This is a genomic window from Komagataeibacter nataicola, assembly GCF_003207795.1.
Lineage (GTDB): Bacteria > Pseudomonadota > Alphaproteobacteria > Acetobacterales > Acetobacteraceae > Komagataeibacter > Komagataeibacter nataicola.
On sequence record NZ_NIRT01000004.1, the window covers coordinates 26,555 to 53,303 of the forward strand.

21 protein-coding genes and 2 pseudogenes are annotated in these 26,749 nt (G+C 59.9%); 11 read left to right on the forward strand and 12 right to left on the reverse strand.

Annotated features, from left to right (window positions below; translation table 11 throughout):
- Positions 1-55: 55 nt before the first annotated feature.
- Both argE and CDI09_RS03380 read left to right on the forward strand, forming a co-directional pair.
- A complete protein-coding gene (argE, locus tag CDI09_RS03375) occupies positions 56-1,216 on the forward strand; it encodes an acetylornithine deacetylase (protein WP_078527436.1) in 1,161 nt (386 codons plus the stop codon).
- A gap of 250 nt (positions 1,217-1,466) precedes the next feature.
- The gene (locus CDI09_RS03380; protein ID WP_078527438.1) at positions 1,467-2,576 is read left to right on the forward strand and encodes an S-(hydroxymethyl)glutathione dehydrogenase/class III alcohol dehydrogenase; all 1,110 of its coding nucleotides are present in this window, start codon (positions 1,467-1,469) and stop codon (positions 2,574-2,576) included.
- Between the two features lie 515 nt (positions 2,577-3,091).
- Here the strand turns inward: CDI09_RS03380 and CDI09_RS03385 are convergent.
- The 6 genes from CDI09_RS03385 to pxpB all read right to left on the reverse strand — a co-directional run bounded on the left by CDI09_RS03385 (position 3,092) and on the right by pxpB (position 9,261).
- The gene (locus CDI09_RS03385) at positions 3,092-4,294 is read right to left on the reverse strand and encodes a pyridoxal phosphate-dependent aminotransferase (RefSeq protein ID WP_078527440.1); all 1,203 of its coding nucleotides are present in this window, start codon (positions 4,292-4,294) and stop codon (positions 3,092-3,094) included.
- Positions 4,295-4,434: 140 nt separating this feature from the next.
- Complete coding sequence (locus CDI09_RS03390; RefSeq protein ID WP_078527442.1) at positions 4,435-5,673, reverse strand: MFS transporter; 1,239 nt, start codon at positions 5,671-5,673, stop codon at positions 4,435-4,437.
- Positions 5,674-5,755: 82 nt separating this feature from the next.
- The gene (locus tag CDI09_RS03395) at positions 5,756-6,688 is read right to left on the reverse strand and encodes a DMT family transporter (protein ID WP_078527444.1); all 933 of its coding nucleotides are present in this window, start codon (positions 6,686-6,688) and stop codon (positions 5,756-5,758) included.
- A gap of 175 nt (positions 6,689-6,863) precedes the next feature.
- Positions 6,864-7,625 (reverse strand): LamB/YcsF family protein, encoded by a 762-nt coding sequence (locus CDI09_RS03400; RefSeq protein WP_078527446.1) that lies wholly within the window; start codon positions 7,623-7,625, stop codon positions 6,864-6,866.
- Positions 7,622-8,632, reverse strand: coding sequence for a 5-oxoprolinase subunit C family protein (locus tag CDI09_RS03405; protein ID WP_078527448.1), 1,011 nt, complete (start codon positions 8,630-8,632; stop codon positions 7,622-7,624). The genes CDI09_RS03400 and CDI09_RS03405 overlap by 4 nt, the downstream gene beginning before the upstream one ends.
- Positions 8,629-9,261 (reverse strand): 5-oxoprolinase subunit PxpB, encoded by a 633-nt coding sequence (gene pxpB, locus CDI09_RS03410; protein WP_205836729.1) that lies wholly within the window; start codon positions 9,259-9,261, stop codon positions 8,629-8,631. The genes CDI09_RS03405 and pxpB overlap by 4 nt, the downstream gene beginning before the upstream one ends.
- Positions 9,262-9,668: 407 nt before the next feature.
- Here pxpB and CDI09_RS03415 point away from each other — a divergent pair, with 407 nt between their 5' ends.
- The 5 genes from CDI09_RS03415 (at position 9,669) to CDI09_RS03435 (ending at position 14,339) form a co-directional block, all read left to right on the forward strand.
- A complete protein-coding gene (locus CDI09_RS03415) occupies positions 9,669-10,424 on the forward strand; it encodes an SDR family oxidoreductase (protein ID WP_078527450.1) in 756 nt (251 codons plus the stop codon).
- A gap of 5 nt (positions 10,425-10,429) precedes the next feature.
- Positions 10,430-10,867 (forward strand): acetyl-CoA carboxylase biotin carboxyl carrier protein, encoded by a 438-nt coding sequence (locus CDI09_RS03420; RefSeq protein ID WP_078527452.1) that lies wholly within the window; start codon positions 10,430-10,432, stop codon positions 10,865-10,867.
- The gene (accC, locus tag CDI09_RS03425) at positions 10,864-12,231 is read left to right on the forward strand and encodes an acetyl-CoA carboxylase biotin carboxylase subunit (protein ID WP_078527454.1); all 1,368 of its coding nucleotides are present in this window, start codon (positions 10,864-10,866) and stop codon (positions 12,229-12,231) included. The genes CDI09_RS03420 and accC overlap by 4 nt, the downstream gene beginning before the upstream one ends.
- Positions 12,228-12,689 (forward strand): acetyl-CoA carboxylase biotin carboxyl carrier protein, encoded by a 462-nt coding sequence (locus tag CDI09_RS03430; RefSeq protein WP_078527456.1) that lies wholly within the window; start codon positions 12,228-12,230, stop codon positions 12,687-12,689. The genes accC and CDI09_RS03430 overlap by 4 nt, the downstream gene beginning before the upstream one ends.
- Positions 12,690-12,839: 150 nt before the next feature.
- Entirely contained in the window at positions 12,840-14,339 is a 1,500-nt protein-coding gene (locus tag CDI09_RS03435) for an aspartate ammonia-lyase (protein WP_110571182.1), read from the forward strand.
- Between the two features lie 4 nt (positions 14,340-14,343).
- Here the strand turns inward: CDI09_RS03435 and CDI09_RS03440 are convergent, their stop codons facing one another.
- The gene (locus CDI09_RS03440; RefSeq protein WP_078528227.1) at positions 14,344-15,282 is read right to left on the reverse strand and encodes a LysR substrate-binding domain-containing protein; all 939 of its coding nucleotides are present in this window, start codon (positions 15,280-15,282) and stop codon (positions 14,344-14,346) included.
- A gap of 366 nt (positions 15,283-15,648) precedes the next feature.
- Here CDI09_RS03440 and CDI09_RS03445 point away from each other — a divergent pair, with 366 nt between their 5' ends.
- On the forward strand, positions 15,649-18,102 hold the full coding sequence (locus CDI09_RS03445) for a TonB-dependent receptor plug domain-containing protein (protein ID WP_205836631.1): 2,454 nt from the start codon (positions 15,649-15,651) through the stop codon (positions 18,100-18,102).
- Positions 18,103-18,152: 50 nt separating this feature from the next.
- Here CDI09_RS03445 and CDI09_RS03450 read toward each other — a convergent pair whose 3' ends face one another.
- A complete protein-coding gene (locus tag CDI09_RS03450; RefSeq protein WP_078527460.1) occupies positions 18,153-18,476 on the reverse strand; it encodes a hypothetical protein in 324 nt (107 codons plus the stop codon).
- 490 nt (positions 18,477-18,966) lie between these two features.
- A complete protein-coding gene (locus tag CDI09_RS03455; RefSeq protein ID WP_078527462.1) occupies positions 18,967-19,875 on the reverse strand; it encodes a DMT family transporter in 909 nt (302 codons plus the stop codon).
- Positions 19,876-20,395: 520 nt separating this feature from the next.
- On the opposite strand from CDI09_RS03455, the pseudogene CDI09_RS03460 reads away from it, so the two are divergent.
- Positions 20,396-21,405, forward strand: a pseudogene (locus CDI09_RS03460) (transposase).
- Positions 21,406-21,936: 531 nt separating this feature from the next.
- Positions 21,937-22,737 (forward strand): SDR family NAD(P)-dependent oxidoreductase, encoded by an 801-nt coding sequence (locus tag CDI09_RS03470; RefSeq protein ID WP_078527464.1) that lies wholly within the window; start codon positions 21,937-21,939, stop codon positions 22,735-22,737.
- A 128-nt stretch (positions 22,738-22,865) separates the two neighbouring features.
- Here CDI09_RS03470 and ppk2 read toward each other — a convergent pair whose 3' ends face one another.
- The 3 genes and pseudogenes from ppk2 to CDI09_RS03485 all read right to left on the reverse strand — a co-directional run bounded on the left by ppk2 (position 22,866) and on the right by CDI09_RS03485 (position 25,508).
- Positions 22,866-23,777, reverse strand: a complete 912-nt coding sequence (ppk2, locus tag CDI09_RS03475; RefSeq protein ID WP_078528233.1) for a polyphosphate kinase 2 — start codon at positions 23,775-23,777, stop codon at positions 22,866-22,868.
- Positions 23,778-23,807: 30 nt separating this feature from the next.
- A pseudogene (locus CDI09_RS03480) lies at positions 23,808-25,164 on the reverse strand (inorganic phosphate transporter).
- A 116-nt stretch (positions 25,165-25,280) separates the two neighbouring features.
- A complete protein-coding gene (locus CDI09_RS03485; protein WP_110571183.1) occupies positions 25,281-25,508 on the reverse strand; it encodes a hypothetical protein in 228 nt (75 codons plus the stop codon).
- Between the two features lie 261 nt (positions 25,509-25,769).
- Between CDI09_RS03485 and pstC the strand changes: the two genes are divergently transcribed.
- Positions 25,770-26,747: a phosphate ABC transporter permease subunit PstC gene (gene pstC / locus CDI09_RS03490; RefSeq protein WP_078527468.1), complete on the forward strand. Its 978-nt coding sequence runs from the start codon at positions 25,770-25,772 to the stop codon at positions 26,745-26,747.
- The last annotated feature ends 2 nt before the right edge of the window (positions 26,748-26,749 follow it).

Here is a 26,749-nt window from a genome sequence, read left to right on the forward strand (position 1 = left end):
ATGCCCGCGTGGCATATACCGGCTTTTTTATTGTCTCAGGAGCCCGTGCCTTTTCATGACCGCCCTGCCAAGCCAGCAGTCACTTGACTGGATTACGCGCCTGATTGCGCATGAGAGTATTTCCTCCCGGTCCAACATGGCGCTTGTTACGGAAGTAGCCACCCATTTTCGTGAACTGGGCATGGACGTTGTACTGACACGCAACGAGGAGGGGACAAAGGCCAACCTGTTTGCAACCCTGCCGGGGAGTGAGGGCAGCCTGCATAACGGACTTGTGCTGTCAGGCCATACGGATGTCGTGCCCGTGGCGGGACAGGACTGGACATCGGACCCGTTCGTGGCAACCATCCGTGATGACAGGCTGTACGGTCGTGGTGCATGCGACATGAAGGGCTTTCTGGGCATTGCCATTGCGCTGGCTGCGGAGTTTGCACAAAAACGCCTGCAATACCCGCTGCATTATGCCCTGTCGTTTGATGAGGAACTTGGCTGCATCGGCGCGCCACTCATGATCCGTGATATCGTGGCGCGTGGCTACCATCCGCGTGTCTGCCTTGTGGGGGAGCCCACGGACATGACCCCGGTTACCGCGCACAAGGCATCACGGGTGTATGAATGTCGCGTGCATGGCCGTGCGTGTCATTCCTCAGCTCCGGCCGATGGGGTGAACGCCATTAATTATGCCGCCAGGATCATCAACTTTCTTGAGGGTATGGCGACAACCTTCCGTTATGAAAAAATGCAGGACCCGGATTTCGATCCGCCATACACCACATTCTCGGTCGGCACGATTGAAGGCGGCCTGTCCACCAATACGGTGCCGGATCTTTGTGATTTCAGCTTCCAGTTCCGCGCCCTGCCACAGGAAGATGGGGAGGCCATAGAACAGGCGATCCGGCATTATATCGATCATGACATCATACCCGCGATGCGACGTGATGATCCTGATGCAGGCGTGACCCTGTTCCGGCGCGCCAACGTGCCTGCCCTGGCCGGACTCAAATGCGAGGCGATTGACGATATAAAGGACAAGCTGGGAAACTGGCAGTGTAGCTGCGTATCATACGGAACGGAGGCGGGGCTGTTCCAGCAGGTTGGTATTGACGCCGTGGTGTGCGGTCCCGGTTCGATCATGCAGGCGCATAAGGCAGACGAATTTGTGTCGTTGCAGCAACTGGCTGATTGTGAGAATTTTCTGCGTAACCTGGTTATCTAGTTTTTCCATATGAATGGAATGACTTTATACTTTCAACACAATGCGGTCCTGCCTGATGCGCTCGGGGCCGTACTCGTGTAGGATGGGTTATCGCCAGAAGTGACACTGTATGGGAAATATTGGTGGCGGGAAAAGATGACCGGAAACAGGATTGGCCGATCATCATCCATATTGGCCCCGATATTTCCCGGTTTACTGTTTCCTGACCGTTTTTATGGCAGGATGACCGGATTCAATAAGGAGAAAATGCGTGAAATCGCGTGCCGCTGTTGCGTTTGAAGCCAGGAAACCCCTTGAAATTGTCGAGATCGACGTCGAGCCGCCGCGTGCGGGCGAAGTGCTGATCAAAATCACCCATACGGGTGTATGCCATACCGATGCCTTTACCCTGTCCGGTGATGACCCGGAGGGGCTTTTCCCCGCAGTGCTCGGGCATGAGGGTGCCGGCATTGTCATGGAAGTGGGCGAGGGTGTAACCAGTGTACAGCCGGGAGATCATGTCATTCCGCTTTATACTGCGGAATGTGGAACGTGCCTGTTCTGTAAATCCGGCAAGACAAATCTGTGCGTGTCGGTCCGGGCAACGCAGGGCAAGGGGCTTATGCCTGATGGCACGACGCGCTTTTCCTATAAGGGCAAGCCGCTATATCATTACATGGGCTGTTCTACATTCAGTGAATATACGGTTGTGGCCGAAGTATCCGTGGCCAAGATCAACCCGCAGGCCAACCCCGGCCATGTGTGCCTTATGGGATGTGGCGTGACGACCGGGATTGGCGCCGTGCATAATACAGCCAAAGTACAGCCCGGGGATTCGGTTGCCGTATTTGGTCTGGGCGGTATCGGCCTTGCTGTTATTCAGGGCGCGCGGCAGGCTAGGGCCGGACGGATCTTTGCCATCGACACAAATCCGGACAAGTTTGAGCTGGCAAAAGCCTTTGGTGCGACGGATTTCCTTAATCCGAAGGATTATAGCAAGCCGATCCAGCAGGTTATCGTGGAAATGACAGACTGGGGCGTGGACCATACCTTTGAATGTATTGGCAACGTCAATGTCATGCGGGCAGCGCTTGAATGCGCGCATCGTGGTTGGGGGCAGTCCATTGTCATCGGTGTGGCAGGCGCCGGGCAGGAGATTTCCACCCGTCCGTTCCAGCTTGTTACGGGGCGCTCCTGGAAAGGGTCCGCATTTGGTGGCGTAAAAGGGCGCAGCCAGTTGCCGGGCATGGTGGAAGACGCAATGCGGGGCGATATCCAGCTTGAGCCTTTCGTGACACACACCATGCCGCTTGAAGATATCAATGAGGCGTTTCGCCTGATGCATGATGGCAAGTCCATCCGCTCTGTCATCCATTACTGAACGGATCTGTTACCCTGATGCTTCGGTTCATTGAACCACATCAGGGTAATACCTGTAGTATATTTATAAATTATATATGAAAAGAGCATGGTTATAACGAAAGTATAATCATGCCTTTTTCAGTTTTATGAGCGGGCAATCTGATTGCAGGCATGCACGCGCCCCACTTGTGGCGCCTGTCATATTCAAGCGCTCTGGCACGGGATTATCATCCAGAAAAGCAGCCGCCCCAGTGTAATGACTGACCTGCCCTCATAGACCGCGCGGTGTGTTTTAAGATGGGGGCATCAGTCCGGCCCGTCAGATATGGCGTCCCGACAACAGATATTCCCGACAGACCGGATACGGAGATGCGCCTGCACGCTTCATGGCTCAAGGCAGGCCGGGCAGAATGGTGTTGAAGGTCTTTAATGGCATGGAGCATCGTATCGGCCTTCTGATTACTTAAGTTGGCCGATACGAAAACCTTACACGTTCACATGCCCCATGCGGTTTTAGTCTGTTTCTGGCCGGACTTACTTTAGTCCGTCCACAAAGGCCGCGATCCGGCGGCAACCTTCACGCAGGGTGTCCGTGTCGGTGGCATAGGAAATGCGGAAGAACGGGCTCATGCCATAGGCAGCACCCTGCACGGAGGCAACCTGCTGCTCCTCGAGCAGGGCCATGACGAAATCGGCATCGGTTGCGATCAGGCGGCCACCTGCCGAAGTCTTGCCCATGCAGCCACTGATGTCGGGATAGACATAGAACGCGCCCTGCGGCGTATGGCACTGCACGCCGGGAATGGCGTTGAGCAGGGAAACCACCAGGTCGCGCCGGGCCTGGTATTCAGTCGCGCGGTCCTTGAGGAAGTCCTGCGGCCCGTTGAGGGCTGCAACCGCCGCCGCCTGCGCCAGCGTGTTGATGCCGCTTGTTGACTGGCCCTGCATGTTGTTCATGGCGGCGATCAGTGCGCGCGGGCCACCGCAATAGCCAACGCGCCAGCCCGTCATGGCATAGGCCTTGGACACGCCATTGACGGTCAGCACCCGCTCCTTCAGTCGCGGCTCGACCTCGGCGATCGTGCAGAAGGTGAAGCCGTCATAGATCAGGTGTTCGTAGATATCATCGGTCATGATCCAGACCTGCGGATGCTTCAGCAGGACGGCGGCGATGGCTTCCATATCCGCCCGCGGGCAGCAGGCGCCGGTGGGGTTGCCGGGAAAGTTGAGAACCAGCCACTTGGTTCTGGGCGTAATGGCAGCCTCGAGTGCCGCGGCCGAGAGGCGGAAGCCGCCTTCGGCAGGGCAGGGCACGGAAACGATGCTCGCCCCGGCAAGGCGGGCGATATCGGCATAGCTGATCCAGCTCGGGGTAGGCAGAACTACCTCGTCACCGGGGTTGATCGTCGCCATCATGGCATCATAGATGATCTGCTTGGCACCGTTGGCCACCAGGATCTCGTTCAGGGCGTAGTCAAGGTGGTTTTCGCGCTGGAACTTGGCCTGGACCGCTTTTTTCAGCGCGGGCTTGCCATCCTGCGGCGGGTATTTGGTATCACCCGCGCGGGCTGCGGCAATCGCAGCATCCACCACATGCCCGGGCGTGGGAAAGTCCGGCTCGCCCGATGACAGGCTGATGATCTTCATCCCTTCAGCCTTCAGTGCCGATGCCTTGTCGGTCATCGCGGCCGAAGCCGAAATCCCAATTCCATTCAGTCGATCAGCAAACCCGGGCATCAGACATGTTCTCCAATTTCACTCAATGCAACAGCATATTAGATGTTCATAGCGATCGTAGATCGTTTCGCTACAGGTTAGATACCGGTGAAAATCGTCTGGCCCCATACAACTATCCTATGAAGGCCAGAGTGTTTTCCTTACCCGTCCATCCGGATCGGGTTGCGCACCATGGCAAGTGACAGCCCGCCCGCAATGAGCAGGGCAGCGGCGCATATATACCATGCCATGTCAAAACTGCCGGTCCATGACACGATATACCCGGTCAGGATCGGCGAGAGCAGTCCCAGCGAATTGCTGCATGTCAGGGTAACCCCTGTCACAGCACCCATCTTGCCGCCGTCTTCCACCATATCGGTCAGCAGCGCGGTATTGGCGCCATTGGCCGCCATCAGGCACGCCAGCGCGCCAGACAGCACGAGCAGGATGGGCATCATGGTATGAAAATGCGGCAGCAGCCCGATCGTGGCAGCCCCCAGCAGGCAGGTTGCGACAACAAAACGCCGGTTGGGCGGATGAATGCCCCTGCGAAAGACCAGATGCTCCAGAATGCGCCCGATCACGACCGCGCCAATGGCCGCGACCAGATAACACAGGGCCGTGCTGTTGCCCGTGCCGGTGGTGTCGATGTGCAGCTCATGGATCAGGTACAGCGGCATCCATGACATGACCAGAAAGTTCAGGTAGTTCTGGGTGCACTGCACGGCCAGTATCCCCAGGAAGGAGGATGAGCGGAACAGGTTCCGGATCTCGCGGGCCGAAATGGGCTTGCGCGGGGCGGCATCGGGTTTTGCCTTCGGGTTACGGTACACCAGCCACCATACCAGCGCCCAGCCGATGCCGATGCCGCCCAGCGCCATGAATTCGCACCGCCACCCGAAGAACGTGATCAGGTAAGCCCCCGCAATCGTGCCGCCTGCCAGCCCGAGCTGCATGCCTGTCAGCAGCATGGTCATGACCGAGCCGCGCTCGCGTGGCTGCGCCCAGTTGCGCACTACCGTGGCCCCGACGCCAAAGGTCGGCGCTTCACCAACGCCAAGCAGCACGCGGGTCAGCAGGAACTGGGTAATGTTCTGCGCCATGCCGCCAAGCAGCATGGCAAATGACCAGACGCCTACCGCAAGACTGCCGATGGCGCGCGCGCCAACCAAGTCGAGCACGATGGTCGAGGGCAGGTTGAGCAGGAAATACGACCACAGGAAACTCGACGAGACCCAGCCCATCTGCACCGGTGTCAGCGAAAACTCCTTGCCCATCGTAGGCAGGGCGATGGAGAGGGCCGCGCGGTCGCCATAGCTAATGGCGTACATCAGGAAGACAAGAAAGAAGAACACGTAGCGGGCAGGAATTGCGCGCCTGCTTCGTGCGTCGGTGGTCATTTCACCTGTTGTCACGCTGTAGGACTCCTGGTGTGCCATGAATTACAAGAGGGAAGGGCGTGCGAGGCCCAGAGTGCGGCGATCAGGGCGGGGTGCCGGTGGCCGCATCCATCGTGCCTTCCGCCACCACTTTCCGCCTGGCCGGGCGGTCGTGGCGCAGCATCCACACGCCCGAGCCAATAATCAGCAGCCCGCCAATGCCCATGGCGATGCCGGGCATTTCGCCAAACCCGAACCACCCGATCAGCGCGGCCCAGAGCAGCCCGGAATAGGCAAACGGGCCAATGGCGGATACCTGCGCCGAGGCGAAGGCCTCGGTCTGGAGCACCTGCGCGATACCGGCAAAGGCGCCCACGGCGACGAGGCAGCCTGCTTCGGTCAGGCCGGGTGTGGTCCAGATGAAGGGCAGCGGCAGCGCGGTCATGAACGTCATGAGAATGGCCTGCCACAGGGCGATGGTGGTGCTGGATTCCGTAGCGGAAAGCTGGCGGATCTGCATGGTGGTCAGTGCGCCGACGGCCCCCTGCGCCAGGGCGACGAAATAGGCCCAGCTGGGCACGGCAGGGCCTGTTGCGCCATGGCCATGCAGCAGCCCCTTGCCAAGGGCCACCACGATCACGCCCGAAAACCCGATCGAGACCGCAACCCAGCGCTGGAGCGAGGGCCGTTCATGCAGCAGCGGTATCGAGAGCAGGACCAGGAACAGTGGCTGCGTGTAGGACAGGACCTGCTGTTCGGCCAGCGGCAGGCGGGTCACGGTTATCACGACCATGATCATGCTGATCAGGCCCACGACCGAGCGCAGGACATGGCCGCCAAAATGCTGTGTTTTCAGAACAATGCCTGTGCGTGATGCAATCAGCAGCACGAAGGGCAGCGAAAACAGGTTCCGGAAGAAAATGATCTCGAGCGCTGGAAGCGTGGAGCCGGTCAGTTTCTGCAGGGCATTGAGGGCTGCGGTAAAAAACGTTGCCGATGCCAGAAGGAGGGCGCCACGTTTCAGGTCATGCTTCATTTTATCCGTACCTCAATGCACGACATGGACAGCGGCGCGCTTCATCAATCAATGCTGCTGGCGTGCCCCCACGCGCTTCATGTTACGGCAACGTAACGCAGGGGGCGGATTCCGGGTCATAGGCGTTCGTTGCGGTGCAATAGAAAATTCTTATGGGTAGCGGCGGCCCCGGCCCTTAAAGCTGGCAGGCAGGGGTCAGCATGCCGCCACTGGCCTCGATTTCCGCGCGGATGGCACGGGCGAGTTCCAGTGATCCGGGCGTGTCGCTGTGCACCAGAATGGACTGTGCCCGGACCGGCAGGCGCGCGCCGTCAATGGTCGTGACCGATCCATCTTGCAGGAACTGCTTCACGCGCGCCCGCACGCCCGCCAGATCATGAATGACCGCGCCCGGCTGCCCACGCGGCACCAGCGTGCCTGCGGTGGTATAGGCGCGATCGGCCAGGAACAGGGTCTGTGCCCGCAGGCCGGCCTTCTCGGCGGCGCGCTCGGTCGCCTGGCCGGGCATGCAGAACACGCTCAGGTTCCGGTCAAGGGTGGCGATGGCGCGGGTCAGGCGCAGGGCAAGGGCCTCATCCGCATTGGCCATGTTACCGAACGCTGCATGGTAGCTGACATGGGTCACCCGATGGCCGTGGCGGGCGGCAATGCCCTGCAGCGCGCCGATCTGGTAGCACATCATGGATTCCATATCCGCATCGGACACGGCCATGTTGCGGCGGCCAAAGCCCATCAGGTCGGGCAGGCCGGGGTGGGCGCCAATGCCCACGCCCTTTTCCTTCGCCAGCTGCACGGTGCGGTCCATGATGGCGTAATCACCGGCATGGAAGCCACAGGCGATATTGGCCGACGAGACGGTGTCCATCAGCCCGTCATCATCAGCGATGCGCCAGCGGCCAAAACCTTCGCCCATATCGGAATTGAGGTCGATCTTCATGCCTTGGCTCCAGATTTCATGCCAGCGCGGCAGCGGGCGGATGAGCGGTAACGGGCAACCATCATGCGCAGGTCATCAAGATAGGTATTGATCGGCTGCATGGCGGCGACACCTTCGGTAAAGCTGCATTCATGCAGGCGGATGCGCATGCCGATGCGCGCCTGCGCCAGCCGCCACAGATCGGCTTCGATAACGGTGGCGATGCGCGGGTAGCCGCCCACGGTATTGGCATCAGCCAGCTGCACGATCGGCTCGCCTGCGGGCGGCACCTGCACGATACCGGCAATCACGCCATAAGAGCGCAGTTCAACCCGGTGGCGCAGTTCAAGCGGTGCGCCCGACAGGCGGTAGCCTACGCGGTTGCTCTGCGGCGTAATGCGCCATGCGGTATCCCACAGCCGCTGCTGGGATTCGGGCGTGAACAGGGCGTAATCGGTTGCGGGCATCGCACGCAGGTGAATGATTTTGCTGTCCTCTGCGGCAACCACGGCATCGAGCGCCGCAGCGGGGGGCAGGGCGCCGTAGCCTGCCACATCCAGCGCAGCGCCCGTGGTTTTGAGCGTATCGCCCGCCTCCAGCGGGCGGCCGTCGAGGCCGCCAAAGCTGCCACGTAACTGCGTGCTGCGCGAGCCCAGCACCACCGGTACCTCAATGCCGCCCGCAAGGCAGATATAGCCGCGCGCGCCGCTTTTTGGCGGTCCGACACGCAGGACCTGCCCGGGCGCCGCCGTCTCGACCATCCACGGCAGGACCGTGCGGCCATCGAGTTCGATCGCGGCGTCAATGCCCGTTACGGCAAAGGTGGCGGGTGCGTCAAAGCGCAGCACGAAGGGATAGGTCTGCAGTTCGATGCAGGCATCATTGATCTGGTTGCCCAGCAGGATATTGCCGACCTGCAGGGCAAGTGCATCCATGGCGCCCGACGTGCCCACGCCCAGATTACGGTAGCCGGGGCGGCCGAGATCCTGCACCGTGTTCAGGGCGGATGTTTCAAGGATCGTAATCACAGCTCGATGCTTTCGGGGTAAAAGCGGATGCGGTCGCCTACGGCAAACAGGGCAGGGGGCTGTTTATGGGGGTCGAACACGCGCAGGTCGGTAAACCCGATGGAATTCCATCCGTTTGGCCCTGTCAGTGCGGAAATGCCGGCCTGCATGCCGCCGATGATGACGGTCCCCGCCTGCATGTTCAGCGAGGGCACGGTCTTGCGCGGCGTTGCAATGCGCGGGTCAAGGCCATGCAGGTAGCCAAAGCCCGGCGCGCTGCCAATGGCGCAGACCGTGTATTCACTACCATGATGGATGAAAATGACTTCCCGAGCCGACAGGCCTGAATGGGCGCACACCGCGGCCAGGTCCTCCCCCAGCGCACCGCCGTAGCGCACGCCGATTTCGAACAGGCGCCCTTCGATATGCCGCTCGGGCAGGGTGTTCCAGGCATGGCACAGCCAGTCCGCCACCGCCTGCGGGCTGTCGGGTGGTGCGGAGAAGATCAGCATGAGGTTGGTCACGCCGGGAATGAGTTCCTGCACGTCGGGCCGCGCCCCGGCGGCATCCATCAGCGCCCAGACCCGGCGCTGGTGGGCCATGGTGAAATCACCCGGCGCCTCGAACAGCATGGCGCGCGTACCGATCATGCTTATGGCAGGCGCCGCAGCCGTATCGCGCGCCACATTGTTCTTTATATCCGTGTTCAAAATACACAGTCCCTGGAACGGCGCTGGTTATTGACCGGAGAAAAAGGCGGGATCCGGTCATTGAGCCTGAACCGTAACAATATAGGTTTCGCGGCATGATGTGCCGACTGCAAGAATATGACCGTTTACGTAATGATGGCCAGTGCAATTCTGGTTGTGAGGCTATTGAATAATCTTATGGCTCAGCATGATAGGCGGGCCATCATATTATGTTATGGCGTGAGAACGAAGTGCTCTTGGCGCATGTTGTCCATGGTCGTTAGCATGCAATCAATAGCTGAGCATCCGGTATCCGCTGTGGGGCCGGGTGGTGTTAGTTTCTCTGTTCAGGATCGGGTTTTCTTACCATGAGCAACCAGCCGTATCGTACCGCCCTCGTCACTGGCGCTTCTTCTGGCATTGGCGCGCAGATCGTGCGCCGCCTTGCGCAGGAAGGCATCGAGGTTCATGCCCTGGCGCGTGATGCGGCCCGGCTGGAGGAGCTGTCGAAGGAAACCGGCTGCATCGTGCATGCCGTCAGCGTGTCCGATCAGGCGGGGATCGAGGCGCTGGTCAAGACGCTCGAGATCGACATTCTGGTCAACAATGCCGGGCAGTCGCGCACGGGCAACATCACCAACACCACGCCCGAGGATATCGATGCGCTGGTGGACGTGAACCTGCGCGCCGTGCTGCAACTGACCCGTCTCGTGGTGGCGGGCATGATCGAGCGTGATCGCGGGCATATCGTCAACATTACCTCCATTGCAGGTCATTATGCCTTTGCTGGCGGCAACACGGTCTATCATGCGACCAAGGCAGGCGTGCATTCGCTCTCGCAGCAGCTGCGCTGCGACCTGTTCGGCCACCGTATCCGCGTGACCGAAGTCTCGCCCGCGCGTTGCGAAACCGAAGTGTTCGGTCGCCTGATCGGCAACATGGAAGAGGCGAAAAAGCGCTTCTTTGATGAATATGAGTCGCTGCTGCCCGAGGATATCGCCAACTCCGTCGCCTTCGCCGTCATGTCGCCGCAGCGCATGAATGTCAGCTTCATGGAAGTGCTGCCGACCATGCAGGTCGTGGGTGGGCTGAACTTCGCCAAGAAGACATCCGGCGCGGCGTAAGGACGGTGGATCTCACGCATGTCAGGCAGCTGATCGACCTGCTGGCCACGGCTCCGGTCACGGAGCTGGAGGTCGAGGAAAGCGGCTGCCGTATCCGCATCACCCGTGGTGGCGGCGCGCAACCTGAGGTTGCGCCGTCCGTCCCGCCCGCAGTCGTGGCTCACACGCCCGTGGCGGCCACGCCGCAGGCCGCTCCGCCCGTGGCGGAGGCGGCGGTCGTTACCGCCCCGTCCTATGGCGTGTTCCATCTCTCGCCCGCGCCGGGCGCGCCGCCGTTCGTAACGGTGGGGCAGGAGGTGCAGGCAGGGCAGGAAGTGGGCCTGGTCGAGGCGATGAAGGTGTTCAACGCCGTCCGTGCCGGGCAGGCTGGCAAGATCGCCGCCGTGCTGGTGGAAGACGGCACCGAAGTGGAGGCAGGCACCCCCCTGTTCCGGCTGGCATGAGTGAGACCCCACGTTTCAACCGGGTGCTGATCGCCAATCGCGGCGAAATCGCACTTCGCATCCAGCGCGCCTGCCGCCAGCTCGGGCTGGAGACGGTGGCCGTGTATTCCGAAGCCGATGCCGACAGCCGCCATGTGCACGAGGCCGATGTCGCCCTGTGCATTGGCCCCGCAGCGGCGGCGCGCAGCTATCTCGATCCCGACGGGCTGCTGCTCGCGGCCCGGCTGACCGGAGCGCAGGCCATTCATCCCGGCTACGGCTTCCTGTCTGAAAATGCTGATTTTGCCGATGCGGTGGAAGAAGCGGGCCTGACCTTCATCGGTCCGACCGGCGCGTCCATCCGCATGATGGGCGACAAGATTACCGCCAAGCGCGCCATGCGCGAGGCGGGCGTGCCCTGCGTGCCCGGCTCGGACGGGCCATTGCCCGCTGAAATGGACGCGGTGAAAGCCATTGCGCTGGACGTAGGCTTTCCGGTTATCGTCAAGGCATCAGGCGGTGGCGGCGGCCGCGGGATGCGCGTGGTCGAGCGTGTGGCGGATCTGGCGCAGGCCGTAACGCTGACCGCCAAGGAAGCCGAACAGGCCTTTGGCAACCCGACGCTGTATCTTGAACGCTTCATGCAGAAGCCGCGTCATATCGAAATTCAGGTTCTGTGCGACACGCACGGCACCGCGCTGTGGCTCGGCGCACGCGACTGCTCGTTGCAGCGCCGCCACCAGAAAGTGCTGGAGGAAGCATCCGCCCCCGGCATAGCGCCCGAAACCATTGCCGAAATTGGCGAACGCTGCGCCGAGGCATGCAGGCGTATCGGCTACCGTGGCGCGGGCACGTTCGAGTTCCTGTATGAAGACGGCGTATTCGCCTTTATCGAGATGAACACCCGTGTGCAGGTCGAGCACCCGATTACGGAAGAGACAACGGGCATCGACATTGTGGCCGGGCAGCTGAGCATTGCCCAGGGCGAACGGCTTGGCATCACACAGGCGGATATTCCGCTGCGCGGGCATGCCATTGAATGCCGCCTCAATGCCGAGGACCCGTTCACCTTCATGCCCTCGCCCGGCATCATCACGCGCTGGGATCTGCCCGGTGGTCCGGGCATCCGCGTCGATACGCATGTCGTGGCGGGCTATACGGTACAGCCCTATTATGATTCGCTGATCGGCAAGATCATCAGTTACGGTGCGACCCGTGAGCAGGCGATTGCGCGCATGCGCGTGGCGCTGGCGGAAATGAAGGTGGAAGGGGTATCAACCAACATCGCCCTGCATCAGGACCTTCTGGCTGACCCCGCATTTGCGCGTGGTGGGGTGGATATTCACTACCTGGAACGCTGGCTTGCACAAAGGACAGCCTCATGAACAACCGGTCCGAACAGCTGGTGCCCCATTTTGATCGGCTGCCAGAGCCCGAACAGATTGGCCAGATGGCGACATGGCTGGCGCAGGCCGGGCTGGAAAGCCTGGAACTGTGTAACGAGGCAGCGGGGCTGAAGCTGCGGATCCGCGTGGGGCAGGCTACGTCTGCTGCGGCCTCCCCCCATGCCCCTGTAGCAGCGCAGCCTGATGCCGGGGGCGGAGTGGTGGCCGTGAAAACACCGTATTTCGGTCATCTGTGCCTGACCCATCCGCAGCGCGACACCGCTTTTGCTCCGCTAGGGGCGAAGGTGGCGCAGGGCGATATGGTAGCACTCGTGACACTCGACAGCCTTCAGGTGCCTGTTTCCGCACCGGTTGCGGGCACGGTCGCCAAGGTAACGGGCGAGGCTGGCGCGCTGGTCGGATATGGCGCCGTGATTATGCAGATCCAGCCTGACTGATATGCTCAGGCCGGGTATTATGGTGGTGCGCCAGGCTGTATCCATCACGTTTTCCCGGCCTGTCATCGTGTCATTACATGCAAATACAGGTGTTGTGCGGGTCCTGTTCCACACGCACCGTAGCATTCTTCCTAACGTGGATAGACCGAAATGATTAATATGCCCTCTCCGGCGCGAGATAGCGCGACCTGCACCCTGACGGGTGAGGCCAGCCCTGTGGCAGCGGAGAGCGGGCAGTTCGGCCCCCGCGTCGAGCGCGACCTGTTGGGAGAGGTTACGCTGCCCCCCGGCGTGCTGTGGGGCGTGCACACCAGGCGCGCGCTGGATAACTTTCCCATAAGCGGCACCACAATCGGCAGTTTTTCTGAACTGGTGCAGGGGCTGGTTGTCGTCAAACAGGCTGCGGCGCGGGCCAATCTGGCGTTGGGCTACCTCGACCCTACGCGCGCCAATGCCATTGATGCCGCCTGCGAGCGGATATTGCGGAACCCTGCCTATCGCGCGCAGTTTGTGGTGGATGCCATGCAGGGCGGGGCGGGCACGTCCACGAACATGAATGCCAATGAGGTCATTGCCAATGTCGCCCTGGGGCTGCTGGGCGAAAAACCGGGCACCTACGGCGTTCTGCATCCCAATGACCATGTCAACATGGCGCAGTCCACCAATGATGTTTACCCCACAGCACTCCGTCTGGGCCTGCTGCTGGCGGTCGACCCGCTGGTGGCGGCCCTTGAAGGGCTGCACGCGGCGCTGGATGAAAAGGCAGAGGCGTTTGATACGATCCTGAAGGTTGGCCGCACGCAGTTGCGTGATGCCGTGCCCATGACGCTGGGGCAGGAATTCGGGGCGTTCCGTACTTCTGTGGCGGGAGAAATCAGGAGCATAAAGGCTCATGTGGCGGCTTTTGAGCAGGTCAACCTTGGGGGCACCGCCATTGGCACGGGGCTGAATACCGACCCGCGTTATGCCTCCACTGTCATGGAGGAACTGCGCGGCCTGACCGGACGGCCCATGAGCCGTTCGCCCGATCTGATCGAGGCGACATCGGATGTGGGGGCTTTCGTGCTGTTTTCGGGCGCGCTCAAGCGTTTGGCGCTCAAACTGTCGAAAATGTCCAGCGACCTGCGCCTGCTGTCCAGCGGGCCGCGCACGGGGATAGGTGAAATCGTGCTGCCGGCGGTGCAGGCCGGGTCTTCCATCATGCCGGGCAAGGTCAATCCCGTCATACCCGAGGCGGTTAACCAGGTGGCTTATCTGGTTGCGGGCCACGACCTGACCATTACCATGTGCGCCGATGGCGGGCAGTTGCAGCTTAATCCGTTTGAACCGATGATTGGCTATTGCCTGTTTACATCGATCAAGACATTACGCGCCGCCATTGAAACCCTGACTACGCGCTGCATCAGCGGCATTTCCGCTGATCGGGCGCGGTGCCAGTATCTGTCTGACCTTAATATCGGCATCATCACCGCGCTGGTGCCGGTGCTGGGCTACGATATCTGTTCAGCCATCGCCAGGCGCGCGCTGGCTGAAGACCGTAAGGTGACGGATCTGATCGTGGAGGACAGGCTGCTTTCTCCCGAACAGCTTGCGGCCCTGTTGCAGCCTGACGCGCTGACCCGCCCCAATATCGGACGTACTCCGCTCTGAGCGCTTAGCCGAAAGGTTGGGCACCCGGCCAGTTATGCGAGGCGGCCATGGTCTTGGCGAGGTCGATAAGCAGTTCACGCACGGCTACCGAGGCCTCGGTCTCGGGAATGATCTCGGGGATGCAGAGTGAAACGTCTTCCTGAATGACAGGGTTGTGCAGCGGAAAGATGCGCGACTTGCCCGGCACGACAATGCGGCTGGCAACCGACCAGGGCAGGATGGTGCTGCCAATGCCCTGTTCTATGGCGCCCTGCAGGGTAATCAGCGCCTCGATTTCGGCCACGATGCGGGGTTCAAGCTGCTTGCGTATGAAAGCCATGTCCACGCTCTTGCGGACAAAGTTATGCTTGGGCGGCAGCAGCAGGGGAATGTCGGCTATGTCAGCGAGTTGCACGGCCCCTTTTTCATTCTGGGGGAATTCCAGGTCATGTGGTGCGAGCAGGAAGAATTCTTCCTTCATAAGCGGCGTGAAAATAACGCCCTTGATGGGGCCTGCACCATGGATCACGGCCATGTCCAGCCGGCCGGTCATGATCAGTTCGCTGTATATGTCATCAAAGCTTTCGGTCAGGTGCAGGGTAATGTTGGGCAGGCGCTCGCGCACAAGCTGCAGCAGCTTGACTGAAAGCGTGGACCCCGCGCTGTAGGGAGAAAGCCCGACCGAGACCTTGCCCACCAGCGGGCCTGCGCCCTGGCTGATTTCAACCATGGCCCGGTCGAACTGTTTGGTCAGGGTCTGTGCGTGCCGGTACAGTTCTGCTCCGGCGGTGGTGGGGGTTACGCCGCTCTTGCTGCGGATGACAAGCTTCTGTTTGAAAGCATTCTCAAGTGTGGCCAGTTGCTGGCTCAACGCGGGCTGGGCAATATTGAGCAGGTCAGCCGCACGCGAAATGCTGCCAAGGTCGATAATTTTAATAAAAGCCTGTAGTCGGCGTATATCCAACGGGAACTCCACAAATGTTGTAGGTTATGGATTTATAACCTTGACATTAGGGATTTTTATTTAACTGTCAACTTATTGTGCCATATGCGGGGCATATGGCCGGTAGCGTGGCACGGCTGCTGCGGGCGCTCATGCAGGCCTGCCCGGGTGGCCTTCCTGATACTTGCAATTATTATGCAAAAAAGCAACACACCGACAAAAATCAAAGCGTTTTCAGTTATATAATTTGTCATGTTCAAGTTAAGAACCAATCCGGATTCCTAACATATCAATAATTCATATGACGCCAAATCATAACGAACGCGCATCATAAGACTGCACATTTCATTACGGAACGTTCGGTCGAGTTTCAGGGGGGAGAGGCGGATGTCAGGCCTGTCAAAGCGCAAGTTATATCTGGTGGCCGGAGTGGCATTTGGCACGTTCGTGCCGGCTGTGAGTGAAGCCGCCTCCGCTACCGTTTCGACGGCGCAGAAACATTATCGGGTCACCACCACCAAGAAGGCGTCCGTTCCCAGCCAGGCCATGCCCGCGGCCCTGCGTGCCTCGAGCAACCCCGAAGAGATCCATGTCGGCGGCCATCAGACCAATTCCGTCTTTTCACCCGGCACGGCACGACACAGCACCACACAGGTTACGGTCGTAACCGGCGCGGAGCTGCTCAAGACCGGCCAGACCAATGTGCTTTCTGCCCTGGCGCAGGCCAATCCCGCCATTACCACCGCGGCCCTGCCCGGTGGCGGCGCGAGTTCCTTTGTCCAGACCATGCAGCTGCGGGGGCAGTCGCCTGATGACACGCTGATTCTGGTCAACGGCCATCGCCGCCATATTGGCGCGAACTTCAACTCCAACGCGGGCACCAACTGGGGCAGTGAGCCTGCTGATATCTCGCTGATCCCCATCACCGCGATTGACCATATCGAGGTCGTGACCGAAGGCGCATCCGCGCTGTATGGCCAGGACGCCATTGCGGGCGCGGTCAATATCGTGCTCAAGCGCGATACGAGCGGCGGCACGGTCAACTTCAAGAACAGCGGCTATTATGCAGGCGACGGCCAGGCGTTTGACGGTTCGGCCAGCTACGCCATGGCGCTGGGCAACAAGGGCGGCTACCTTGACCTTGCGGCACAGGTGACCCACCAGCTGCCCACCACCCGCGGCGGTGATTTCTATGGCACCCTGTTCGATGGCGCGCGTAACGATACGGCAAACCGCGATGTGCAGCGCGGTCTGGGCCTGCCCAAGAGCACGCTTGAAACACTGAGCGAAAACATGTCCGTGCCCATGGGGCATGGGCTCAACTTTTACAGCACGTCCACCTTCTCGCACCGTCGCGCCAACGTGGCTGAAACCTTCCGCCCCAATACGAGCTCGGATATCTGGATCAACCCGTCGCTCTACCCCAATGGTAACCAGCCCTACATTACCATGGACCAGTACGACTTCGAGACCGATAACGGCATCCGTACGCGCAAACTGGGCTTTGCCTGGGATGCATACGTAACATTCGGGCGTGACCAGCAGGCCTATGGTACCAAGGATTCCGAAAACGCCTCGATGACAGGTGGCGCATATACATTCGACCCGACCCAGACATCCTTTTATGATGGCAAGTCGATCTCGACCGAGCTGACAACCGGGTTGAGGGGATCACGTTCGTTCCATACCGGTCTGCTGCCCAAGGACATCAACCTGCGGTTTGGCGCGGAATACCGTCATGATACCTTCCAGATGACCGAAGGTGAGACCGCTTCGTGGAGTGGGCAGGGCGCAACCGATCACCCCGGCAACCCGGCGCTGGCCGTATCGAACACGAACCGTGACGTGTATGAAGGTTTTGCCAACCTTGATTTCTATATCACCAAGAAGTGGGAGTGGACCCTGGGCGGTCGCGTTGCCAGCTATAGCAACATGGCAACCGTCGAGACAGGTTCGGTCGGCACGCGCTACAATTTCAACAAGCACTGGGCCATCCGCGCCAACATCAATTCCGGTTACCGCCCGCCAACGCTGGGTGAGATTTCATACTTCTATTCGGCACCCTATCCCGGTTATGTTGTAGATCAGATTCCCTCCAACAGCGCCCTGGCCAAGTCTTATGGTGCAACTCCCCTGAAAGGTGAGTATTCGCGCAGCTATACTATTGGTATTGATGCTACCCCCGTGGATGGTTTCCACCTTGCGGGCAACCTGTACTACATCGCCATTAATGACCGGATGGGCAGCTCCAAGAGTTTTGCCGTCGACTCGGGCAATATTTCCGGTCTGGGCAACGTGACTTCGCTCAGCTACTATGCCAACCTGTATAATACCCAGACATTCGGTGGTGACCTTACCGCTGATTATACCCTGCATACCAGTCATTACGGCAAGTTCCGCTTTGCCATGGGCATCAACTTCTCGGATAATGAAATCCGTTCGAGCAAGAGTAACCTGGTCAACGAATTTACCAAGGAAATGGTGCTGCACGCCGCACCGAAAAACCGCGAGCAGATCAGCGTGAACTGGCAGTACAAGAAGTGGTCGGTCTTCGTGCAGGAAATGCGCTATGGCTCCATTACCTACATGGCAGCGCCGACAGGCCCAGGTTCCGTGCCGTTTGAGCAGAATCCCGGCTTCATTACCAACATGGAAGTTGACTACAAGCCTGTGCCACGCTGGACCATTGGCATAGGTGCGAACAACCTGGGCAACAAATACCCGACCCGTGTCCCCAGTGCGATTGCCAATTCGCAGCAGGGACTGACGAAATATGCGTCCTACTCGCCCTACGGGTTCAATGGCGGCATGTATTACGTCAAGACGTCGCTCGATTTCTGAGCAACGTGCCAGCACACAACGAGCATTTAATACGGAGCAGGGCAGGGGTCTCATGGCTCCTGCCTGATGCGTTCATCCGGCAGATCAGGCTGCTGGCCATATCCCGGATGGCATTTGAGAGATGACCTGAAAATAACAGAAGCTTTAGGATGCCGCCTTTCAAGGGCGGCGTTTTTTTTGGGGCGCTCCTGTTCCGGTTCTTCGTAAAATATTTCGCCGGTAGGAAGGGATTTACTCGCGCATGACCCTGCCGATTGCCCCGTGGCTTTCTGATTATGTTCAATCTGCCATTCGTGGTCGAACAGATATGCAACCTGTTCGTTGAGCGTGCGCGACACAGTGGCAAGGTAGAGGGTTACGCCCGGTACCGGCATCAGTTCATGGAAATCGAACCTGCGGTATCGAACGGGGCGATGACGCGCTCGGTCGTATTCATACGCCAGCGGGACGGATCGTCCGAACAGGGCGGGTGTGAGGAGGGGGAAGTCGCAACCGGCCCCCCACACTTATTGAATCTTGCGATGATATGCGTAATCCGGCCAATGGCACGGAACCGGGCCTTCCTGCGTGAGATCCCGACAGGACTGCCAATGCGCGAAGACATCGGGTATGTTGACCCGGTCAGACGGGGATATGCCGATTTTGCCCGGTGGGACGGCCCGAAGCCTGCATGCCGTGCGCTACTGTGCCGCATGCGGGGTGCATCGTGCCGTCTCTGTAGCCTAACCCATAGGTGTGGAGCCACATGGCCGTTGTTTGCTACAGGCGATGGAGTGCATGGCATGTCATCATGGAAAATGCCGCCCTTTCCTCAAAAGGCGGCATTCGGAAACTTTTATCAATGCGTGGTTTGCAAACAGTTTTTTACAAAGGTTGTGCAGCCGCCTGGCGCCGCAGGGGTACCATTCTGCCGATCAGGCGTGGATAGGCCCATTTGAACAGACCCGACGCGGTAATGACCGCAATGCCTACAAAGGTCCAGCCATCAAGCGGCTCATGGAAGACGTAGAAACTGAAGGCCACGGCCCACAGCATCTGGCTGTATTGCGGCAGGGCAATCGCGCTGGCCGTGGCGCGGGTGGCGGCTATCATCATCAGCAACTGCCCCAGTGCGGCCAGGAAGCCGTAGCCGAACAGAAACATCCATACCGTACCGCCCTGCGGCCAGCTTGCATGGGCCACCATCAGCGCACCATTGCCCAGCAGGGGGCCGCACAGGCTGGAACTGAACATGGACAGGCGCGGCGTGTCGCGGCCCGACAGGCGGTAGGCAATGACGCCCAGGGCGCTCGCGGCTGCCGCGATCAGGGCGCATAGATGCCCGAACTGCAACGCACGCAGGCCGGGGCGCAGCACGATCAGCACGCCGATAAAGCCCACGATGACCGACAGCCACCCCAGTGTGGACACTTTCTCGCGCAGCAGCACGACCGAGAGGATGGTCACGAAAAGCGGCATGAGGAAAATGAGCGAGAAGGCCTCCGGCATGGGCAGGAGCATGAAGGCCTCGACGCTCGCCGCCGTAGCGGCAAAGGTGGAGAAGGCCCGCACCACCCACATCGTGGGATTCCGCACCACGAACAGGTCGCGGTAGGACTCGTTTTTCCCCCGGATGACGGGGATGAGCAGCAGGCCAAAGACACCGCCGAAAAACGCGACCTCAAACGGGTCGATCTGGTCGGCCAGCAACTTGGAATAGGCGTCACTGATTGAAAACGAAGCGTATGCCGCGAACGCCAGCATCATGCCCGCCGAAAGACCGGTATTCTTCATCCGCATTGCTCACGAAAAAATTATTCAGGCGCAAATATGGATATAAGGAGGGAAAGACCAGCGCTTGTCGGTAAATCCAGTCATGCATTTTTTACGTCTGATTTCATATGACGCCCCGCATTTTTTCGGGTAGTTGATTTCGCCCTAAAATCAGGGCCTGACCCGGAATGGCCTGCGCACGAGAAAATTGTCGCCGTGTCGGATGCTGCCATCTGGTTCAAAGCCGACATCACCCGTCCCGCCAGGCAGCATGACAGGGAATTCCCCGTGGTCTGGCCAGGGCGGCAGACAGTACCCGTAACCGTTCCCCATCCCCTAGCGGCAGAATGAAAATCCGTTCCTTCTGGCCCCTGTGTGTGCTGATGGCGGGCATGTCCTGATGAGGACGATCCTGCGCGCACGCCATGGCGAGACGGCTGTGTCCCGTAGCGTGGTGTAGGAGCGAGATTTGCTGCTGAGGCGGCCACCGCCGGTCTTTAGATAGGGTTCGAATGCGACAGCGAACCTGAAGGACCTGACGATGACCGATGAGAAGATGGCGCTGCTGGAGCTTGTGGAGCAAGTATCAGACGGTGATTTTGTGCGCGAGATGCTGGCGACGGCTATCGCGCTCGAAGCTGGGGCACGCGGGCGTGCACGGTCGGACTGGCGATCCCGAAGCTGCGCAAGGGTAGCTACTTTCCAACCTTCCTCAAGCCGCGCAAGACGGCGGAAAAGGCGCTGCTGTCGGTGATCCAGCAGGCCTATGTGCAGGGGATTTCCACACGATCGGTCGATGATCTGGTCCGCGCCATGGGGGCGGGTGGCGTCTCCATAAGCCAGGTCAGCCGACCTGTCGGCGAGATCGACGAACGGGTCAACTCCTTCCTGTCCCGGCCGATCGAGGGTGAATGGCCGTATCTCTGGATCGATGCGACGTATCTCAAGCTCCGCCAGGGCGGCCGGATCGTCTCGATCGCCGTAATAATCGCTGTGGCCGTGAACACGGACGGATGGCGTGAAGCTGGTGATCGCCGCCGACGCGCATGCGGGTCTGCGGGCCGCAGCCGCCCGCGTGTTCAACGCAACCCCGCAACGCTGCCGGGTGCATTGGATGCGCAACGCATTCGCTTATGCCCATACGAAACAACGCCCGGCCGTCTCAGCCCTGCTGCGCACGATCTTCATGCAGGAAGCCGCCGATGACGTCTCGCGCCTGTGGCGACAGGTCACCGATCAGCTACGTGACGGTTTTCCGAAACTGGCGGAATTCATGGAGCGGACGGAGACGGACGTGCTGGTCTATATGGGCTTCCCCCGGGAGCACTGGACGCAGATTTCATCCACAAATCCGATCGCACGGGTGAACAGGGAAATCAAACGTCGCTGCGACGTCATCGGGATTTTCCCCAACGACGCTGCCATCATCCGCCTCGTCGGCGCCTTGATGTTTGAACAGAACGACGAGTGGACCGTCTGCCGACACTACATGACGCTGGAAGGCCTCGCCGCCATAATCCCACTATCAGCCTGCCCGCCGTGGCCGCCTGATAACCTCGAACCTGTCGGAGACCGGTGCTCCTGCACCACGCTACGGGGCACAGTCCGTATCAGGGTGAATATCCCGCTTTGGAGCGATCATCATCACCGCTGACCACCGCGAAGGATGGTTCTTCTCTTCCGCCAGAATTATGCGGGCTGCACGTTCACGAAATTCAGGCGGAAAACGCTTCGATTTGTTACTCATGAATATCTCTTACCTCACAGGTCTTGCTGTCTCCACAAAACCCGGGGCAATTCAGCTTCAGGCGGCATAAGTCGGGTTAGCCTTGGTGTTATGATTCTCAAAATGGCCAACCCGACAGGCTGTGAGCGCCGATCCGTAAAAATGTGATGGGTTCGTGGCCCCTCCTGTCGTCTGGCCCGGCAGGAGGTCTCGCCCGTCCGGTGGCAGATCTGCATTGAAAAAGCTGTTGAACCTGCACGAAGTCAAAGCGCTATGATGGTTTCCACAGGGCAACACGTGCGGGCCTGTCAGGCCATGCCACGGTGCCACACGCATGAACGGAGAGAGCACGGCACATGACGGATAGCAAACGGTTTGGCGGAAAGGTGACGCTGGTAACAGGGGCTGCGGGCAATATCGGCCTGGCCACGGCGGAGCGGCTGGCGGCGGCAGGCTCGGCCATCGCGATGCTCGACCTTGCGGGCGAGAAACTTGACGCGGCTGTGCGCACGGTGGCCGCTGCCGGTGTTACGGCACGTGGCTATGGCTGCGACGTAACCGATGCGGCAGGCGTGCAGGCGGTGGTGGACCAGGTCGCGGCTGATTTCGGCCAGATCGACTTTCTGTTCAACAATGCGGGCTATCAGGGCGCATTCGCACCGGTGCAGGATTATCCGGTAGAGGATTTTGCTCGTGTCATGACCATTAACGTGTGTGGCGCGTTTCATGTGCTGCGCGCGGTCTCACGCCATATGGTGGCGCGAAAATTTGGCCGTATCGTGAATACGGCCAGCATGGCGGGCGTGGGCGGCCCGCCGAACATGGCGGCCTATGGGGCCTCGAAATTCGCCATTATCGGCCTGACCCAGACGGCATCGAAAGATCTGGCGCCCTATAATATCCGTGTGAATGCAATCAGCCCTGCCTTTATGGGTCCTGGCTTCATGTGGGAGCGGCAGGTGGAACTGCAGGCCGCCGTGGGCAGCCAGTATTTCTCAACCGACCCCAAGGTCGTTGCCGAACAGATGATCAATTCCGTGCCGATGCGCCGTTATGGCGATATCAAGGAAATTCCCGGCGTGGTGGAATTCCTGCTTGGTGATGATTCCAGCTACATGACCGGCGTCAACCTGCCAATTGCCGGTGGTATCCTGTAAGTGGCTGTTTGAAAAGGCAGGACCAATAATGTCTTGAAATTGTAAGAGTTTCCGGGGTGCCGCCTTTTTGCAAAAAAAGCGGCACCATCTGAATATTTTTAAAAATATTCACCGGAAATTTTCATTCTTTAGTATTTCTCCGGCACGAACATGGTCTCGGGCACGGGCTGGCGGATGTAGTCCGGGCTGTAGACCCGCTCGGGCAGGCGCACTTCCGGTTTCTGTATTTCATGGTAAGGCACCTGTGAGAGCAGGTGGCTGATGCAGTTGAGGCGGGCCTTCTTCTTGTTGTCCGCGCGCACGATCCACCAGGGGGCTTCATCAATGTTCGAGCGCTCGAGCATGATTTCCTTGGCCAGGGTGTAGGATTCCCAGCGGCGGCGGCTTTCAAGGTCCATCGGGCTGAGCTTCCACTGCTTCAGCGGGTCTTCCATGCGGGCGCGAAAGCGCAGTTCCTGCTCGTCATCGGAAATGGAAAACCAGTATTTGACAATCTGTATGCCGCTGCGCACCAGCATGCGCTCGAATTCCGGCACGGAGCGAAAGAACTCGTCATATTCTTCATCCGTGCAGAAATTCATCACGCGCTCGACGCCTGCGCGGTTGTACCAGCTACGGTCAAACAGCACGATCTCGCCGGCTGCGGGCAGGTGGGCCACGTAACGCTGGAAATACCACTGCGTGCGCTCGCGGTCGTTGGGAGCGGGCAGGGCGGCCACGCGGCAGATGCGCGGATTGAGGCGCTGGGTGATGCGCTTGATGACACCTCCCTTGCCCGCCGCGTCACGCCCTTCGCAGATCACGACCAGACGGTGGCCGGTATCTTTCACCCAGTCCTGCAACGTGACGAGTTCACCCTGCAGGCGCAGCAGTTCGCGGAAATAGTTTTTTCTGAAACCGGTGTTTTCCGCCTCATTTTCCGAACCGAGACGTGCGTCGTCGAGTTCCAGTTCAATTTCCTCGTCAATGTCATCGAGCACCTCCTCGCGCAGGCGGTCGCGGTCTGACGGGGCTCTGGGGTCTTTGCAGGTGTCGTTCATGTCAGATGTCGTTTCCATTTGCAGTGCGCCTTACCAGCTCAGCAGGTAGAACAGGCTGGCGGCGATGGTGATGGTGACGGGCAGGGTAAAGACCCATGCCAGCGCGATCTTGACCAGCATGCCCCGGTTGATGCCTGAGCCCGAGCCGAGCATGGTGCCTGCAATACCGGCGGTGATGATGTGCGTGGTGCTGACCGGCAGGCCGGTATAGCCTGCCGTTGCGATCAGGCCCGCGCCCACCAGCTCGGCCGAGGCGCCCTGCGCGGGGGTGAGGTGCGTGTTGCCGATTTTCTCGCCCAGCGTGTGTACGATGCGCTTGTAGCCAATCATGGTGCCAATGCCCAGGCACAGCGCGCTGAGCAGGCGCACCCACCATGGCGCGTATTCCACTACCGGGCGCATCTGGTTGCTCAGGGTCTTGGCGGTGGCGCGGTCATGGGCCGAGGCCTGCGTATTGAGCGAGACCGCCTTCAGCCCGGCCACGACCTCGTACAGATCGGCGCGCAGCTGTGAGGGCACGACCGCATCAGGCGTGGTCTGGGTCAGGCGGTTGACCGAGGCGATGGCTTCCTCGCGCAGGCCGTCATGGTCGTATTGCGTGATAAGGGGGGCCGCCTCGGTGGCGTACTGGGCAATATGGCCGATCTGGGGCTTGCTGTCGGGGGCCAGGGCAAAGGTTGCGGGCAGGATGCCGATGATGGTCAGCATGATCAGGCCGATGCTCTTCTGCCCGTCATTGCTGCCGTGCGAGAAGCTGACGCCGGTGCAGGTCAGGATCAGCAGCCCGCGCACCCAGCCGCGTGTCGGCTTGTCGCCCTGCGGCGGCTGATAGAGTTCGGGATCATGCACCAGGTGTTTGATGATGAAATACAGCCCGCCCGCGCCAATGAGGCCCAGCAGGGGCGAAATGGCCAGCGCGCGCAGGATCTTCCAGATCTGTGACCAGTCAACGCTGTTGCCGATCGCACGCGTGTGCAGCAGCGCATCGCCAATGGCAATGCCGATCAGCGCGCCAATGACGCAGTGCGAGCTGGAATTGGGGATGCCGAACCACCAGGTAAACAGGTTCCACGCCAGCGCCGTGCCGAACAAAGCAATGAGCATGGGCACGGCCGGGTCGCCATTGGGGGGGGGAGAGCACATCGGCGGGCAGCAGTTCCACCAGTCCGTAGGCCACGCTGATGCCGCCAAGCACCACGCCCACGAAGTTCATCAGCCCCGACCAGATCACGGCGGTGCGCGGCTTTAGCGATTTTGTATAGATGACGGTTGCAACCGCATTGGCCGTATCATGAAAACCGTTGACGAATTCGAATATGCAGACCAGCGCGAAGCATATGACCAGCGCCAGAATGGAAAAAGTTGAATAGGGTGCAAAATGAAGCATGAAACAACACACCAAAAGTTACTGTCATGCCAATTTAAATAAAAAATCAGTTAAAATAAATAATACTCATTCTCATTTCATATAATATTCACATTCATGAATGGGGAATGCTGATTTCAGGCATAATGCCGGGCTGCGGGTAGGCTGCGTGCAGGCTTGCAGCGCCCGAGGCGGAAACGGGTGCGCGCGCGGGCCACCGCATCTTCATAGGAGGGGAGGACATCGCCATCCATCTGGGTGACGCGTTCGTGCATGGCGCGGAAGGTATAGGGCTCATCGGGGCCGTCCTGAAACACGATGCCAATGAACACGCCGTCTATTTCAATAACGCTGGATTCAAACATGAGGCTCGTTCCTGCCTGTCTTTTGGGGAGCAGGGCCTTCGCTTCCGGCCTGCCCGTTGCGGGTGCTATGCCGCATTTTTCCGGGCGCGTTCAACCTGAAATATATGAACTTTATATGACGTGCCACAAGTAGATATCAGGCATACATGCATGTAATGGCATGTGTCATAAAAACTTCATGAAAAATGCAGCACGTTATTATTGTCACGAGTCAGTTAATACGTTTAGTGCTGCATTCATGTCATGCATATCAGGAACTACATGATGGAAGCGCCATCCACCACCGCAGCCCGGGGAGCGGACGTTTCCGGGCGCAACGCAGGGGGCAATGCCGGTGATATCGCCTTTGGCATGCTGGCCCGGCTGGCCGGGTGGTCCATCCTGCTGGTCATGGCGGGCATCATCATCGTGCTGGTCAGCGGCGGGTGGCAGGCTTTCTCCACCTTCGGGCCGGGGTTCATCACCAGCAGGGCATGGAACCCCATTTCGCACAATTTTGGTGCGGCAACATCAATTTTCGGCACGCTGATCACAACGGTCGTGGCGCTCGTATTTGCCGTGCCTTTCGCCTTTGGCGTCGCCTTCTGGCTGGTTGAGATGGCGCCCCCGGCGCTCGCGCGTGTGATCGAGACGGCCGTGCAGCTTCTGGCCGCCGTGCCCTCCATCATATTCGGCATGTGGGGGTTCTTCATTGTCGTGCCGTTCATGGCGCATTATGTGGAGCCCGTGGCCACGCGCTACCTCGGCCATGTGCCGGGCATCGGGCTGCTGTTCCGTGGCGCGCCCTATGGCACGGGCCTGCTGACCGGCGGCCTCATCCTGGCCATCATGGTCACGCCCTTCATCTGCTCGGTCATGGCCGATGTGTTCGTGTCCATCCCCGCCGTGCTGAAGGAGAGCGCCTTTGGCCTGGGGGCAACCCGGTGGGAGGTGATGCGCAAGGTGGTGCTGCCGTGGTCGCGGCAGGCCGTGATGGGTGGCATCATGCTGGGCACGGGCCGTGCCCTGGGCGAGACCATGGCCGTGACCTTCGTCATTGGCAACAGCAACCGGCTGGGCTGGTCGCTGTTCGCGCCGGGCAACACCATCGCCTCGCTGATCGCGCTCGAGTTCCCCGAGAGTTCGGCAGGCAGCCTCAAGCTCTCGGCGCTGCTGGCGCTGGGCGCGATCCTGATGGTCATTTCATTCATTACCTTGGCCTGCTCGCGCATGTTCCTCCAGCGCGGCATAAAGAACTAGGG